Source organism: Agromyces sp. MMS24-K17 (genome assembly GCF_043950245.1).
Lineage (GTDB): Bacteria > Actinomycetota > Actinomycetes > Actinomycetales > Microbacteriaceae > Agromyces.
The window spans coordinates 871,724-885,492 of record NZ_CP171640.1; the positions used below are offsets into that span (position 1 = coordinate 871,724).

Annotated in this window: 13 protein-coding genes; 8 read left to right on the plus strand and 5 right to left on the minus strand. The window is 70.1% G+C overall.

The features are described 5' to 3' along the window. Positions 1 to 5 precede the first annotated feature (5 nt). The 5 genes from ACGGZK_RS03820 to ACGGZK_RS03840 form a co-directional block, all read right to left on the minus strand. Positions 6 to 1,361 (minus strand): PLP-dependent aminotransferase family protein, encoded by a 1,356-nt coding sequence (locus ACGGZK_RS03820; RefSeq protein ID WP_395244940.1) that lies wholly within the window; start codon positions 1,359 to 1,361, stop codon positions 6 to 8. Between the two features lie 135 nt (positions 1,362 to 1,496). Then, a complete protein-coding gene (gene trxA / locus ACGGZK_RS03825; RefSeq protein WP_121476272.1) occupies positions 1,497 to 1,820 on the minus strand; it encodes a thioredoxin in 324 nt (107 codons plus the stop codon). A gap of 56 nt (positions 1,821 to 1,876) precedes the next feature. After that, entirely contained in the window at positions 1,877 to 2,884 is a 1,008-nt protein-coding gene (trxB, locus tag ACGGZK_RS03830; RefSeq protein ID WP_395244941.1) for a thioredoxin-disulfide reductase, read from the minus strand. Between the two features lie 149 nt (positions 2,885 to 3,033). After that, positions 3,034 to 4,677, minus strand: coding sequence for a murein biosynthesis integral membrane protein MurJ (gene murJ, locus ACGGZK_RS03835; protein ID WP_395244942.1), 1,644 nt, complete (start codon positions 4,675 to 4,677; stop codon positions 3,034 to 3,036). Next, positions 4,649 to 7,096: a DUF6049 family protein gene (locus ACGGZK_RS03840; protein ID WP_395244943.1), complete on the minus strand. Its 2,448-nt coding sequence runs from the start codon at positions 7,094 to 7,096 to the stop codon at positions 4,649 to 4,651. The genes murJ and ACGGZK_RS03840 overlap by 29 nt, the downstream gene beginning before the upstream one ends. 76 nt (positions 7,097 to 7,172) lie before the next feature. On the opposite strand from ACGGZK_RS03840, the gene ACGGZK_RS03845 reads away from it, so the two are divergent. The 8 genes from ACGGZK_RS03845 (at position 7,173) to ACGGZK_RS03880 (ending at position 13,749) form a co-directional block, all read left to right on the plus strand. Continuing rightward, positions 7,173 to 8,603 (plus strand): CCA tRNA nucleotidyltransferase, encoded by a 1,431-nt coding sequence (locus ACGGZK_RS03845; RefSeq protein ID WP_395244944.1) that lies wholly within the window; start codon positions 7,173 to 7,175, stop codon positions 8,601 to 8,603. Positions 8,604 to 8,763: 160 nt separating this feature from the next. Next, positions 8,764 to 9,147 carry a 30S ribosomal protein S6 gene (rpsF, locus tag ACGGZK_RS03850; RefSeq protein ID WP_121476269.1) on the plus strand — a complete coding sequence of 128 codons (384 nt, stop codon included), beginning with the start codon at positions 8,764 to 8,766 and terminating at the stop codon, positions 9,145 to 9,147. A gap of 5 nt (positions 9,148 to 9,152) precedes the next feature. Next, positions 9,153 to 9,665 (plus strand): single-stranded DNA-binding protein, encoded by a 513-nt coding sequence (locus ACGGZK_RS03855; protein ID WP_395244945.1) that lies wholly within the window; start codon positions 9,153 to 9,155, stop codon positions 9,663 to 9,665. 76 nt (positions 9,666 to 9,741) lie between these two features. Further along, positions 9,742 to 9,999, plus strand: coding sequence for a 30S ribosomal protein S18 (gene rpsR / locus ACGGZK_RS03860; RefSeq protein WP_092673953.1), 258 nt, complete (start codon positions 9,742 to 9,744; stop codon positions 9,997 to 9,999). An 11-nt stretch (positions 10,000 to 10,010) separates the two neighbouring features. Beyond that, a complete protein-coding gene (gene rplI, locus ACGGZK_RS03865) occupies positions 10,011 to 10,463 on the plus strand; it encodes a 50S ribosomal protein L9 (RefSeq protein ID WP_395244946.1) in 453 nt (150 codons plus the stop codon). A 526-nt stretch (positions 10,464 to 10,989) separates the two neighbouring features. After that, positions 10,990 to 12,363 carry a replicative DNA helicase gene (gene dnaB, locus ACGGZK_RS03870; protein WP_395246034.1) on the plus strand — a complete coding sequence of 458 codons (1,374 nt, stop codon included), beginning with the start codon at positions 10,990 to 10,992 and terminating at the stop codon, positions 12,361 to 12,363. A 155-nt stretch (positions 12,364 to 12,518) separates the two neighbouring features. After that, on the plus strand, positions 12,519 to 12,971 hold the full coding sequence (locus ACGGZK_RS03875) for a hypothetical protein (protein ID WP_395244947.1): 453 nt from the start codon (positions 12,519 to 12,521) through the stop codon (positions 12,969 to 12,971). A gap of 70 nt (positions 12,972 to 13,041) precedes the next feature. After that, positions 13,042 to 13,749 carry an AIM24 family protein gene (locus ACGGZK_RS03880; protein ID WP_395244948.1) on the plus strand — a complete coding sequence of 236 codons (708 nt, stop codon included), beginning with the start codon at positions 13,042 to 13,044 and terminating at the stop codon, positions 13,747 to 13,749. The last annotated feature ends 20 nt before the right edge of the window (positions 13,750 to 13,769 follow it).

A 13,769-nucleotide genomic window follows, 5' to 3' on the forward strand; every position in this document is an offset into this window, starting at 1 on the left:
ATTCGTCACTTCATGTCGCTCGGCGGTGCCGGCTCGATGCCGGGGCGGCTCGGCTCGTACAGCTCGCCGGTGCCGGCGAACGTGTCGAGCAGCTCGAGCTCGCCGTTCACGACGCTCGCGAGGCGTCGCACGCCCACCCGGATGGCCTCCGGGGTCGGATAGCAGAACGAGAGTCGCATCGCGTGGCGACCCCGGCCGTCGGCGAAGAACGCGGTGCCGGGCGTGTACGCCACGAGCTCCTTCACCGCGCGGGGCAGCATCGCCTTCGAGTCGAGCACGTCGGGCATCGTGACCCACACGTAGAACCCGCCGTTCGGGTTCGTCCAGCGCAGGTTCGGCAGGTACTCCCCCAGCGCATCGATCATCGCGTCCTTGCGCTCGCGGTAGACGCCGCGGAACGTGTCGATCTGGCCGCGCCAATCGGCCGTCGACAGGTACTCCGATACGACCAGCTGGCTGAAGGACGACGGCGACAGGATCGCGGACTCGGCGGCGAGGATGAGCTTCTCGCGGATGGCGTGCGGCGCGAGCGCCCAGCCGACGCGGAAGCCCGGGGCGAGCGTCTTCGAGAAGGACCCGAGGTAGATGACGCCCTCGGGATCGAGCGAGCGCAGCGCGTTCGGCGCCGGCTCGTCGAAGTGCAGGAGGCCGTACGGGTTGTCCTCGAGCACGAGGATCTCGTTCGCGCGGCAGATCTCGAGGATCTCGGGGCGGCGCGCGGCCGAGAGGGTGACGCCGGCTGGGTTGTGGAAGTTCGGGATCGTGTAGAGGAACTTGATCCGCCGGCCCTGCCCGCGCAGGTGCGCGATCGTCTGCCGCAGCGCCTCGGGGATCAGGCCGTCGTCGTCCATCGCGACGTGCACGACCGACGCCTGGTAGGAGCGGAACACGCCCATCGCGCCCACGTACGACGGCGCCTCGGCGAGGACGACGTCGCCCGGGTCGAGGAACAGCTTCGCCACGAAGTCGAGCGCCTGCTGCGAGCCGGTCGAGGTGACGACGTCGTCGACCGAGGCGCCGCGGATGCCCTCCAGCGACATCACGTCGAGGATGTGCTCGCGCAGCTCGGGGATGCCCGCGCCGCCGCCGTACTGCAGGGCCACCGGGCCCTGCTCGACCATGACGCGCTCCATCGCGGAACGGATGAGCTCCTGCGGGAGTGCGGAGACGAACGGCATGCCGCCGGCGAGCGAGACCACCTCGGGCCGCGACGCGACGGCGAACAGGGCTCGAACCTCGGATGCGGCGAAGCCGGCGGCTCGCTCGGCGTAGTTCGCGTACCAGGGGTCGAGGTTGTTGCCGGTCCGCTGCGGGACGCCGTCGGTGCTCACATCACTTCCGTTCTGTTCCAAGGGTTTCATCGTATGCGCCGCGATCGGGGTGCTCTGACGGATGCCTCGCGGCGGGACATCCGCCCGGCTCGGGGAACCCCCACGAACGCGAAAGACCCGCCCGGCGTGTGCCGGGCGGGTCTCGGGGTTCGTCGAGGCGGCCGGCTACTTGATGTAGGCGGCGAGGTCGGCCTCGAGGGCGGGCTTCGGCTTGGCGCCGATGACGGTCTTGACGACCTCGCCCTTCTCGAAGACCTTGAACGCGGGGATCGCGGTGATCTGGTACTTCATCGCGAGCTGCGGGTTCTCGTCGACGTTCAGCTTCACGATGTCGAGCTTGTCGGCGTGCTCGGTCGCGATCTGGTCGAGGATCGGGCTGACCGCGCGACACGGGCCGCACCACTCGGCCCAGAAGTCGACCAGCACGGCCTTCTCGTTGTTGAGGACCTCCTGCTCGAAGGTGGCCTCGGTCACTGCGCGTGCAGTCATTGCGTTTCTCCTTTGGATGGAAGCGGGGCGTCGGGATGCGTCGAGCGGCGGGGCGCTCAGCGGGTCTCGACGAGGTTCTCGATGGCTTCGATCTCCTCCACGGCCTCGGCCACTGACTCGGCCTCCTCGGGGGACTCGGAGTCCTCGAGGGCGGCCAGGTAGTGCTCCGCGTCGAGCGCGGCGACCGTGCCGGAGCCGGCCGCGGTCACGGCCTGGCGGTAGAACGGGTCGATCACGTCGCCCGCGGCGAACACGCCGGCGACCGAGGTGCGCGACGAGCGGCCGTCGACCCAGATGGTGCCCTCGGGGGTGAGGTCGAGCTTGCCGTGCACGAGGTGCGTGCGGGGGTCGTTGCCGATCGCGACGAACAGGCCGTCGAGGTCGAGCGCGCGCAGGTCACCGGTGACGGTGTCGCGCAGGGTCACGCCGGTGACGGCGGTGGTGCCGTGGATCTGGGTGACCTCGGCGTTCCAGACGAACTCGATCTTCTCGTTGTCGAACGCGCGCTGCTGCATGATCTTCGACGCCTTGAGCTCCTCGCGGCGGTGGATCACGTAGACCTTGTCGGCGAAGCGGGTGAGGAAGGTGGCCTCCTCCATCGCCGAGTCGCCGCCGCCGACGACCGCGATCGTCTTCTGGCGGAAGAAGAAGCCGTCGCACGTCGCGCACCACGACAGGCCGTGGCCGGAGAGGATCTCCTCCTCCGGCAGGCCGAGCTTGCGGTACGCCGAGCCGGTCGCGTAGATGACCGCCGCGGCCTCGTGGGTGTCGCCGCCGCCGAGCTTCACGCGCTTGACGGGGCCCTCGAGGTCGAGCTCCACGACGTCGTCGTAGACGACCTCGGTGCCGAACTTCTCGGCCTGCTCCTGCATCTTGGTCATGAGGTCGGGCCCCATGATCGCCTCGGGGAAGCCCGGGAAGTTCTCGACCTCGGTCGTGTTCATGAGCTCGCCGCCGATCTCGACGGAGCTCGCGATCAGGAGCGGCTTCAGCTCGGCCCGGGCGGCGTAGATCGCGGCCGTGAAGCCCGCAGGGCCGGAACCGATGATGATGATGTCGCGCAACACAGCTCCTCGTTCGGTGGCGTGCATGTGACATCCGAAGGTTCCGGATGCCACGACATGGTCAACACAGTCTAGGCGGCCCGTATTCCGGCCCCCGGTTCGCGGGCCGTGTGTGACGTGACTGGCCGTCGGCAGGGCGCTAAGCCGGATCAGCGACGACGCAGGCGGGCGACCAGCGGGTCGGCGAAGCCGCGCAGCTCGGGCGAGCGGAGCAGCCAGAGGCCGGCGAAGTAGAGCACCGCCATGACGGCGCCGATGATCGACATCGAGACGATCGCCCCGAAGACGCTGGAGAGGGCGAATCCGCTCGGGTCGGTGCCGCCGAGGGCGACGAGCAGCCCGATGCCGACGGCCACGGGCACCACCAGCGCGATGAGCGAGCGGGAGAACGCCACGGCGATACGCCGGCCGTCGAGCGGCCCGAGGCGGCGGCGCAGGAGTACGACGGCGATGACGAGCTGCACCGTGCCGGCGAGCGTCGTGACGAGCGCGATGCCGAACGCCACCCACGACGTCGGCAGCCAGATGCACGCCACGGCGCCGGCGATGAAGAGCACGACCTGCACGAGCGTGAAGAAGAACGGGGTGCGGGTGTCGTGGAGCGAGTAGTAGGTGCGCTGCACGATGAACAGCACGCTGAAGCCGACGAGGCCGACGACGTAGGCGATGATCACGTTGCCCATCGACCAGATGAGCGGCTCCACCGGCGTGAACACGCGCGCGAAGAGGTAGGCGCAGACGATCAGCACGGCGGCGGCCATGACGATGATGACCCCGACGCCGCGCACGGCGCTCGAGAGGTCGGCCCGGACGGCGTCGAGCCGGCCGCTCGCCGCGTGCTCGCTCATGCGGGTGAAGTAGGCGGTCGCGATCGAGACGGTGATCACCGAGTGCGGGAGCATGAAGATGAGCCAGGCCGTCTGGAGGGCGTAGACGGATGCCTCGTCGGGCGACGAAGCCGAGACGCCGACGACGGACGTCTCGACGAACCCGGCCACCGTCGTCAGCAGGAGCATGCCGAAGGTCCAGCCGGCGAGTCCGGCGGTGGAGCGCAGGCCGACGCCTCGCCACTGGAAGTCGGGACGGTAGCGCAGGCCCGCGCGGCGCCAGAACCAGAACAGGATGAGGGCCTGGCACGCGACGCCCAGCGTGGCCGACCCGGCGAGGAGCGCGACCATGCCGGCGGTCCACTCCCCCGCCTCGCGGAGGCCGTCGGGGTCGACGCCGTAGACGAAGGCGAAGACGCCGATGCCCGCGAGGGCGATGACGTTGTTCAGCACCGGCACCCAGGTGAAGGGACCGAAGACGCGCTTCGCATTCAGCACTTCGCCGAGCAGCGAGTACATGCCGTAGAAGAAGATCTGCGGCAGGCACCAGTAGCCGAACGCGACCGCGAGCGCGAAGACCCCGTCGCTCATGCGCGAGCCGATGAGGAGCGTGAGCAGGGGCGTGAGGACGGTCGCCAGCAGCGCGGCGCCCGCGAGGATCGTGAACCCGAGCGTGACGATCTTGTTGATGTACGCGGTCCCGCCGTCGGCGTGCGCGGCCGACCGCACGATGAGCGGCACGAGCACGGCGCTGAGCACGCCCCCGGCGACGACGACGTAGATCGTGTTCGGCAGCTGGTTCGCGGCCGCGAAGGCGTTCGCGCCGGCGCCACCGGCGCCGATGACCGCGGCGAGCAGCGCCGTCTTCACGAACCCGAGGATGCGGGAGACGATCGTGCCCGAGGCGAGGAACGCGCTCGCCCGCCCGATCCGGTCCTCAGCCATCGCGGGGCTCTCGGTCGCCATCCGTCTCCTTCTGCGCCGGGTCGGTGTCGTGCGCGGACTCCGTCGCGGACGCGTCGGCATCCGTCTCGCCCGCGGCATCCGTCTCGCCCGTGGCATCCGTCGCGCCCGCGGCATCCGTCTCGCTCGAGTCATCCGCCGCGCCGCCCTCGACGTGCTCGGCGCGCTCGCGCCGGCGGCGACGCACCGCCCGGAGGATGCCGACGCCGAAGAATGCGACCAGGAGGATCGCGAGCACCGTGGCGCCGATGCCCTCCCAGTCGGCGTGGACCGTCGCGGGGATGTCGACCGGGCGGCCGACCGGCACGCCGTCGGTCGACGAGAGGCTGACGGTGAGGACGACGTCGCCGTTGCCGACGCCCGCCTCGACCGGGATCACGACGTTGCTGCGCGACTCGGCCGCGATCGTCACCTCGATGCGGTCGTCGACGACGAGCCGGCCGTTGGAGGGCTCGACGTCGACGACGACGGTCACGGGGTACGGCAGGGTGTTCTGCACCGTCGTGGGCACGCCGGTCTCGCTCGCGACGATGATCACGTTGCTGCTGGGCACGACGGTGACGCTCGACAGGGTCTCGGACTGCTGCACGAGCCAGAGCCCGGATGCCTCGGTCCAGCCGGGTTCGTCGCCGATCCACGAGACGTCGAGGAGGGCGAGCAGGTCGCGGCGGGTCGGGCCGATGAGCAGGCGCTCGTCGTCGAGCACGGTCGCGAACTCGGCGATCGACTCATCGGTGCGCACGAGGCGGTCGGCGACCTGGAGGCGCTGCTCGCCCTCGGGCAGGTCGATGAGCGTGCGCGCGGACGGCGGCGTGCCGATCGCCTCGGTCAGGCTGGCCGTGCGGACCCACTGCGACGCCTCGAGCTCGTCGATGAGCTCGGACATCCGCAGCGAGTTCGCGGTGGATCCACGTTCGAACGTGGCCAGCAGCGAGAGCGGCGCGCTGCTCTCTCCGGCGGCGAGGGCGAGTTCGGCCAGCGCTGCGCCCGTGGCCTGGTGCGAGCCGGTCGTGCTCGTCGCGGTCGCGGCGTCACGGACGGCGGTGGTCAGCCGGCCGTCGGCGACGAGGGCCGATTCGTCGTCGATCGTCGCCGAGGCGCTGGGATCGGTTCCCGCGGCCTCGACGTTGTCGGCGGAGAGGATCGAGGTGGAGAGACCGGCGGCGCGGAAGTTCGCCAGGTCGTCGGCGGCGACGGTCGCGTCCGCCGGCCAGGCCAGGTCGGTGCGCGTGTACGGCCAGGCGAGGATCTCGTCGGTCGTGGGGAGGGCGTCGGCCGGCTCGGTCGGCGTCGGCGTGGCCGTCGGCGAGGGGGTCGGCGCGTCGGTCGCGGGGGCGTCCGCGCCGGTTCCGTTCGTGCCGGCATCGCCGGTGCCGGTGCCGGTGCCGGTGCCGGTGCCGGTGCCGGTGCCCTCGTCGTCGGCGCCATCCGCCGGGAAGGCGGCCGGGTCGAGCACGTCGGCGAAGGCGATCGGAGGCAGCACCGCGACGCCGAGCTGCGACTCGAGGGCGAGGTCGGCGTCGGCGTACGACAGCGGGAAGATCTCGTTCGGCATCGCCGCGAGCGCCTCGAGCCACGCGGTCGCGGTGGGCGGCGCGGCCGAGCCGAGCACCCGGATCGACGCGATGATGCGCGGGTCGACCGCCACGGCCACCGGGCGGCCGGCGACGGCGTCGAGCTGCCGGGTGAGCAGGCCGGTCGGCGCGGTCCAGGTGATCAGCTGGTCGGCGTCGATCAGGCCGGATCCCTGCGCGGGGATCGTGATCGCGGCGACGAGCGTGAGCCCGACGGCGCGCTGCGCCGGAGCCGCCGTCGACGCGAACGCCGCGTCGGTCGTGGCCACCAGGGTCTCGCCGACCGCGAGCTGGGCGCCGAGGCCGACGACCGGTGCGCCGCCCTGCGCGGCGAGGGCCGTCGGCGGGAGCGTGAACGATACGACCGTCGTCTCGCCGACCGCGAGCGCGTCGACGGCCGTCTCGGCGAGGACCGTGCCGGCGGCCGCTCCCCCGGTCGCATCGGTGTCGGCGGTGTCGGCGGCGAGCCACGCGTCGAGCGAGGCCTGGTCGGCGATCGGCGCCGTGGCGCCGGTGAGGCGCACGGTGGACGCCGCGACGGCCGCGTCGGTGCGGTTCTCGACCTCGACGTCGATCGTGATCGGCGCGGCGGGATCGATGGTGACCCCGACGGTCGGCGCGAGGTGCAGTCGAACGGCGTCGTCGTCGACGACGGCTGCTTCGGTTCGACCGGAGGCGGGGACGACGGTCGTCGTCGCGTCCGCCGGACCCCCCGGCGCGGCGTCCGCCGCGGCGAGCGGCACGAACAGGGCGCACGCGGTGGCGAAGGGCACGGCGGCGACCGCGAGGGCGCGGACGACCGGGGGAAGTCGGCGGAGGCGTCGCACAGCAGTCGACTCGGCCTCCATGCAGGCGATTCTACGGGCCGCCACCTGCGCGTTCCGTCGGCATGGGGATGGCGGCGTCCCGCTTAACATGGAGGCGATGCACAACGTCGCCGAAGCCCTCGGCCGGCTCACCGAGCTGGCGGCTTCGGCGACCGTCTCACGTCTCGCCACCGCCTTCGAAGCCGCCGGGCACGAGCTCGCGCTCGTCGGCGGCCCGGTGCGCGACGCCTTCCTCGGTCGCCCGGTGAACGACCTCGACTTCACGACGGATGCCACGCCCGACGAGATCCTCGCGATCGTGAAGCCCGTCGCCGAGGCCACGTGGGACGTCGGCCGGCAATTCGGCACGATCGCGGCGAAGATCGCCGGCGAGACCGTGGAGATCACCACGTACCGCGCCGACACCTACGACGGCGAGTCGCGCAAGCCCGAGGTCGTCTTCGGCGACACGCTCGAGGGCGACCTGGTTCGCCGCGACTTCACGGTGAACGCGATGGCGCTGCGCCTGCCCCGCCTCGAGCTGGTCGACCCGTCGGGCGGTATCGAGGACCTCGTCGCGAAGCTGCTGCGCACCCCCTCGGCGCCCGAGGTCTCGTTCGGCGACGACCCGCTGCGGATGCTCCGCGCCGCGCGGTTCGCAGCGCAGCTCGGCTTCGAGATCGAGCCGGAGACGCTCGAGGCGATGTCGGCGCTCGCGCCGCAGATCGATCGCATCTCGGCCGAGCGGGTCCGCGACGAGCTGACGAAGACCCTGGTGACGACGACGCCGGCCCGGGGCATCCGCCTGCTCGTGGAGACCGGCCTCGCCGACCGCGTGCTGCCCGAGGTGCCCGCACTCCGGCTCGAGCGCGACGAGCACCATCGGCACAAGGACGTGTACGAGCACAGCCTGACCGTGCTCGAGCAGGCGATCGAGTACGAGGTCGCCCGCGGCCGGCTCGACTCCCCCGACCTCGTCGTGCGTCTCGCGGCGCTGCTGCACGACATCGGCAAGCCGCGCACGCGGCGGTACGAGCCCGGCGGTGCGGTCAGCTTCCACCACCACGACGTGGTCGGCGCGAAGCTCGCGCGCAAGCGCCTGCGTGCGCTCCGCTTCGACAACGATACGGCCGACGCGGTCGCCCGCCTGATCGAGCTCCACCTGCGGTTCTTCGGCTACACGGATGCCTCGTGGACGGACTCGGCCGTGCGCCGCTACGTGCGCGACGCCGGCGACCAGCTCGAGCGGCTGCACATCCTGTCGCGGGCCGACGTCACGACCCGCAACCGCCGCAAGGCCGACATGCTCTCGTTCGCCTACGACGACCTGGAGGAGCGGATCGGGGTGCTCGCCGAGGAGGAGGAGCTCGCCTCGGTTCGCCCCGAGCTCGACGGCCAGGCGATCATGGCGGCGCTCGGGATCCGCCCGGGCCCCGTCGTCGGCGAGGCGTACCGCTACCTCCTCGACGTGCGGCTCGACGAGGGCCCGATCGGCGAGGACGCGGCCCGCGAGCGCCTGCTCGCGTGGTGGGCGGCCCGCGAGGCCTGAGCATCGCTCACGCCCGGGATGCGGCGGGGCGGGGCATCCGTTACACTTGACAGGTTGTCTGCGCGCCCGATTCCGGGCCTCCGCGGAACGACGCATGTATAACCCTCCTGCTGCCGGGACACGCCCGGCAGCCGCTGAGTCCGAAGGAGGTGGGTACGTCATGCACCAGTACGAGCTGATGGTCATCCTCGATCCCGAGATCGACGAGCGCACCGTTGCTCCCAGCCTCGACAAGTTCCTCAACGTCATCCGCAACGATGGCGGCACGGTCGACAAGGTCGACATCTGGGGACGTCGCAAGCTGGCCTACGAGATCAAGAAGAAGGCCGAGGGCATCTACGCCGTCGTCGACTTCACCGCCGAGCCCGCGACCACCAAGGAGCTCGACCGCCAGCTGAACCTCAGCGAGGCCGTCATGCGCACCAAGGTGCTCCGCGCGGAGGAGGCCATCGCCCAGGTCGCCGCCTACGCCAAGGCGCAGGAGGAGAAGGCCGCGAAGAAGGCCGCCGCCGCAGCCAAGGCCCCCGCCAAGAAGGACGCCTAGTCCCCATGGCCGGCGAGACCATCATCACCGTGGTGGGCAACCTCACCGCCGACCCGGAGCTGCGCTACACGCAGAACGGGCTCGCGGTGGCGAACTTCACCATCGCGTCGACCCCCCGCACGTTCGACCGCCAGGCGAACGAGTGGAAGGACGGCGAGGCGCTGTTCCTGCGCGCGAGCTGCTGGCGCGAGTTCGCCGAGCACGTCGCGGGTTCGCTCACCAAGGGTTCGCGGGTCATCGCCACCGGGCGTCTCAAGCAGCGTTCGTACGAGACGAAGGAAGGTGAGAAGCGCACGAGCATCGAGCTCGAGATCGACGAGATCGGGCCCAGCCTGCGCTACGCCACCGCGTCCGTCACGCGCGCCCAGTCGTCCAACCGCGGCGTCGGCGGCGGCTCCTACGGGGGCGGCCAGTCGGACGACGCGTGGGCACCCAGCGCTCCGGCCGCCCAGCAGGGCGGCGGCGGGGACGTCTGGAACGCCCCGGGCACGAGCTACGGCGACGAGACGCCCTTCTAGGCCGTAACGGCCGCATCGGATGACTCGCTCGAGGCATCCGGCGCACCACACGAATTCACTCAGACAGGAAAGAACCATGGCTGGAAAGAGCAGCGGCGACCGCCGCAAGCCTCGCGGAAAGGGCGCGAAGAACGCCGCCCCCGCGAAGTCCGTCAAGGTCGGCGTCATCGACTACAAGGACGTCGCGACCCTTCGGAAGTTCATCTCGGAGCGCGGGAAGATCCGCGCCCGTCGCATCACCGGTGTCTCCGTGCAGGAGCAGCGCCTCATCGCCCGTGCCGTCAAGAACGCGCGCGAGATGGCCCTCCTGCCCTACTCGGGCTCCGGCCGCTAAGGAGCACGACAATGGCAAAGATCATCCTCACGCACGAGGTCTCGGGTCTCGGCACCGCCGGTGACGTGGTCGAGGTCAAGGACGGGTACGCCCGCAACTACCTCGTCCCCCAGGGCTTCGCGACGCCGTGGACCCGCGGCGGCCAGAAGCAGGTCGACCAGATCAAGGCGGCCCGCGCCGCTCGCGAGCTGCACTCCCTCGAGGACGCGCAGGCCCTCAAGGCCAAGCTCGAGTCGGGCAAGGTCAAGCTGACCGTCAAGGCCGGCCTCGGCGGCCGCCTGTTCGGCTCGGTCAAGGCTGCGGACATCGCGACCGCCGTCGCCGACGCCGGTCTCGGCGACGTCGACAAGCGCAAGATCGAGATCCCGACCCCCATCAAGGCGGTCGGCGACCACGAGGCGACCATCCGCCTCCGTGACGAGGTCTCGGCGACGATCACCGTCCAGGTGGTCGCGGCGAAGTAACTCGCTCGCTCGTACCAAGCGGCGGTGCCCTCCGGGGTGCCGCCGCTTCGGCGTTCATCGGCGTTCTCCGGGGTCCTCGGTTGCGGAGCGCGGGGTCGACGCTGAGCGGTGCTCACGTCGACCGGCGCTACACCCGGAGTTCACCCCCGCGCAAGAGCGATCCTCGGTTTTCCCCGGCTTTGTGCACAGGTGCGGAACGCTGTGGAAAACCTATTTGAGAATCTTTTCCCCCACAGGTGTGGAAACGGTAAACACCAGATCAACCCGTAATTCAACCCATGTAATTCACAAGAATTCCACAGTTTTCCACATGTGGAATTCACATGTTCACAGGCGTTTCTCGCAGATTATCCCCAGAGTTATCCACAGGGCGACTTGTGTCGTGGGAGCGCGCGTCCCTAGGGTGAAGCAGCGTCTCAGGCACCCCGCATGATCCACGTCGCCCGGCCCGATGTCGGCGGTCGACGGTAGGACGGGTGTGTGCCGGAACCGGGGGCGTCTGGCACGCGGATCGGAGGTCATGGAGTTGTCGCTCGCGCACATCGGGATCGCCGAACCGCACGACGACGGTGAGTCCCGCCGAGGCGAACGCACTCCGCCGCACGACCTCCTCGCGGAGCAGAGTGCGCTGGGCGGCATGATGCTCTCGAAGGACGCGGTGGCCGACGTCATCGAGACGGTCCGCGGCATCGACTTCTACGTGCCGAAGCACGAGACGATCTTCGACGCGATCCTCACGCTGTACTCGCACGGCGAGCCGACCGACGTCATCGCCGTCACCGACGAGCTCACCAAGACGGGCGACCTGCAGCGCGCCGGCGGCGTCGAGTACCTGCACACGCTCACGAGCCTCGTGCCGACGGCAGCGAACGCCGGCTACTACGCCACGATCGTCGCGGAGCGGGCGCTGCTGCGCCGACTCGTCGAGGCCGGCACCCGCATCGTGCAGATGGGCTACGCGGGCGAGGGCGAGGTCACCGAACTCGTCAACCACGCCCAGGCGGAGATCTACTCGGTGACCGGCTCGGTCGAGACCGAGGACTACGTGCCGCTCACCGACGCGGTCGCGGCCGCCATCGACGAGATCGAGGCCGCCAAGCACACCGACGGCAAGTTCACCGGCGTGCCGACGGGCTTCCACGACCTCGACGAACTGACGAACGGGTTCCACCCCGGCCAGATGATCATCGTCGCCGCACGGCCCGCCATGGGAAAGTCGACGCTGGCGCTCGACTTCGCCCGCGCCGCCGCGATCACGAACGACCTGCCGACCGTCATCTTCTCCCTCGAGATGGGCAAGGCCGAGATCGCGATGCGCTTGCTCTCGGCCGAGTCATCCGTGCCGCTCCAGAACATGCGCAAGGGCACCGTCGACGGGCGCGACTGGACCACGATCGCGTCGACCCGTGGCCGCATCAACGACGCACCGCTCTACATCGACGACTCCCCCAACATGACGCTCGTGGAGATCCGCGCCAAGTGCCGCCGCCTCAAGCAGAAGCACGGCCTGAAGATGGTCGTCATCGACTACCTCCAGCTCATGACGAGCGGCAAGCGCGTCGAGAGCCGCCAGCAGGAGGTCTCGGAGTTCTCGCGTGCGCTGAAGCTCCTCGCCAAGGAGCTGCAGGTGCCGGTCATCGCGCTGTCGCAGCTGAACCGTGGCCCCGAGCAGCGCGCCGACAAGATGCCGGCCCTCTCCGACCTCCGCGAGTCGGGCTCGATCGAGCAGGACGCCGACATGGTGATCCTGTTGCACCGCGAGGCCGCCTACGAGCGCGACAGTCCCCGCGCGGGTGAAGCCGACCTGATCGTGGCCAAGCACCGTAACGGCCCGACGCGCACCATCACGGTCGCGTTCCAGGGGCACTTCTCCAAGTTCGCCGACATGGCGCCGGTGTAGGTCTTACGTGACGGGTGACTGACTCGTCGGATCGCGCCCAACGTTGCGCAGAGTCGGTCGTGTGCTGTTCTGATCCGGACGCTGAACCGCGATGCGTGGCGTCCGGGACACGACCGTCCGTCCGGCAGCCGCGCGCCTTCGTGTTGACTGGGCGGATGACCGACCTTCCTGAGCACGTGGTGATCGGTGGGACGACGTTCTCACGGGTCGAATCGGACGACTCGATCGCGTGCTGGGCATCGATCCTGGATGACACGCGATCGGTGTTCCTCCTCGTGGAACCCGCAGCCGTGCCGGGACCGGCGCAGCTCCGGCTCGCCGGGACCGTCGTATCCCGGTTCGGTGAGCTTGCCGAGGTCGCCGCCGAATACCTGCGACATCGCCTGCGCGAGCCACGGTTCGACCTCCCTCCCGCTGAACTCTCTGCGCTGGACGCGCCTGAGGCTCCGTTCAGCGAACCCGAGGCCGTGGTCTGGGCCGACGGGACGTGGCTTCTGCGATTCACCGAGTCGAGCCTTCTGATGGCAGACCCTTTCGGAGTCGGTGTCGTCTTCGAGGGAACGACTCCCAGGAACGTCGAGGACCTCTCCGACGCCGACCTGGCCTAGATCGCCCCGATCTCCACGTAGCCGGACCCCAGATCGACCCAACAGTCGCGCCCGCCAGTAGGTTGGCCGGATGAAGACCGTCATCGCGGGAACGACCATGCCGGTGCTCGAGATCACCCTCGACGCCGGGGAACGGATCGTCGCCGAGGGAGGCGACGTCGCCTGGCTCACGCCGGGACTCGACATCGAGACGTCCACGGCCTTCGCCTCCGGCGGGAAGGGCGGCTTCATGAGCGGCCTCAAACGCCTGGTCGGCGGCGGCCAACTCTTCCTCACCCAGTACACCGCGCCGGCGGCGGGTGGCTTCGTCGCATTCGCCGCCCAGCTGCCGGGCACCATCCGGGAGCTCGCGATCGACCCGAGCGACGAGTACATGGTGCAGTCCGGGTCGTACACGGCCAGCACGGCCGACGTCGAAGTGTCCGTCGGGCTGCAGAAGAAGCTCGGGGCCGGCATCTTCGGCGGCGCGGGCGTCGTCTTCCAGAAGCTCGCCGGCAACGGAACGGCCTGGGTGCAGCTCGCCGGCGAGATCGTCGAGTACGACCTGCAGGCGGGCCAGTCGCTCCTGATCCACCCCGGTCACCTCGCGCTCTACCGCGCGGACATGGAGCTGGAGTTCGCCTCCATCAAGGGCATCAAGAACAAGTTCTTCGGCGATTCCCTCTTCCTCGCCCAGCTCCACGGTCCCGGTCATGTCTGGCTGCAGTCCATGACCCCGGCGAAGCTCGCGGCAGCCATCGAGCCGTACCTGCCCGACAAGTCCAGCTCCGACAACTGACGCGCGGCGCCGGATCGGCG

What these genes read in the sequence shown, in the direction of transcription:
- ACGGZK_RS03820 (WP_395244940.1), bottom strand. Translation starts at nt 1,361, where the DNA reads ATGAAACCCTTGGAACAGAACGGAAGTGATGTGAGCACCGACGGCGTC.
- trxA (WP_121476272.1), bottom strand. Translation starts at nt 1,820, where the DNA reads ATGACTGCACGCGCAGTGACCGAGGCCACCTTCGAGCAGGAGGTCCTC.
- murJ (WP_395244942.1), bottom strand. Translation starts at nt 4,677, where the DNA reads ATGGCGACCGAGAGCCCCGCGATGGCTGAGGACCGGATCGGGCGGGCG.
- ACGGZK_RS03840 (WP_395244943.1), bottom strand. Translation starts at nt 7,096, where the DNA reads ATGGAGGCCGAGTCGACTGCTGTGCGACGCCTCCGCCGACTTCCCCCG.
- ACGGZK_RS03845 (WP_395244944.1), top strand. Translation starts at nt 7,173, where the DNA reads ATGCACAACGTCGCCGAAGCCCTCGGCCGGCTCACCGAGCTGGCGGCT.
- rpsF (WP_121476269.1), top strand. Translation starts at nt 8,764, where the DNA reads ATGCACCAGTACGAGCTGATGGTCATCCTCGATCCCGAGATCGACGAG.
- ACGGZK_RS03855 (WP_395244945.1), top strand. Translation starts at nt 9,153, where the DNA reads ATGGCCGGCGAGACCATCATCACCGTGGTGGGCAACCTCACCGCCGAC.
- rpsR (WP_092673953.1), top strand. Translation starts at nt 9,742, where the DNA reads ATGGCTGGAAAGAGCAGCGGCGACCGCCGCAAGCCTCGCGGAAAGGGC.
- rplI (WP_395244946.1), top strand. Translation starts at nt 10,011, where the DNA reads ATGGCAAAGATCATCCTCACGCACGAGGTCTCGGGTCTCGGCACCGCC.
- ACGGZK_RS03875 (WP_395244947.1), top strand. Translation starts at nt 12,519, where the DNA reads ATGACCGACCTTCCTGAGCACGTGGTGATCGGTGGGACGACGTTCTCA.
- ACGGZK_RS03880 (WP_395244948.1), top strand. Translation starts at nt 13,042, where the DNA reads ATGAAGACCGTCATCGCGGGAACGACCATGCCGGTGCTCGAGATCACC.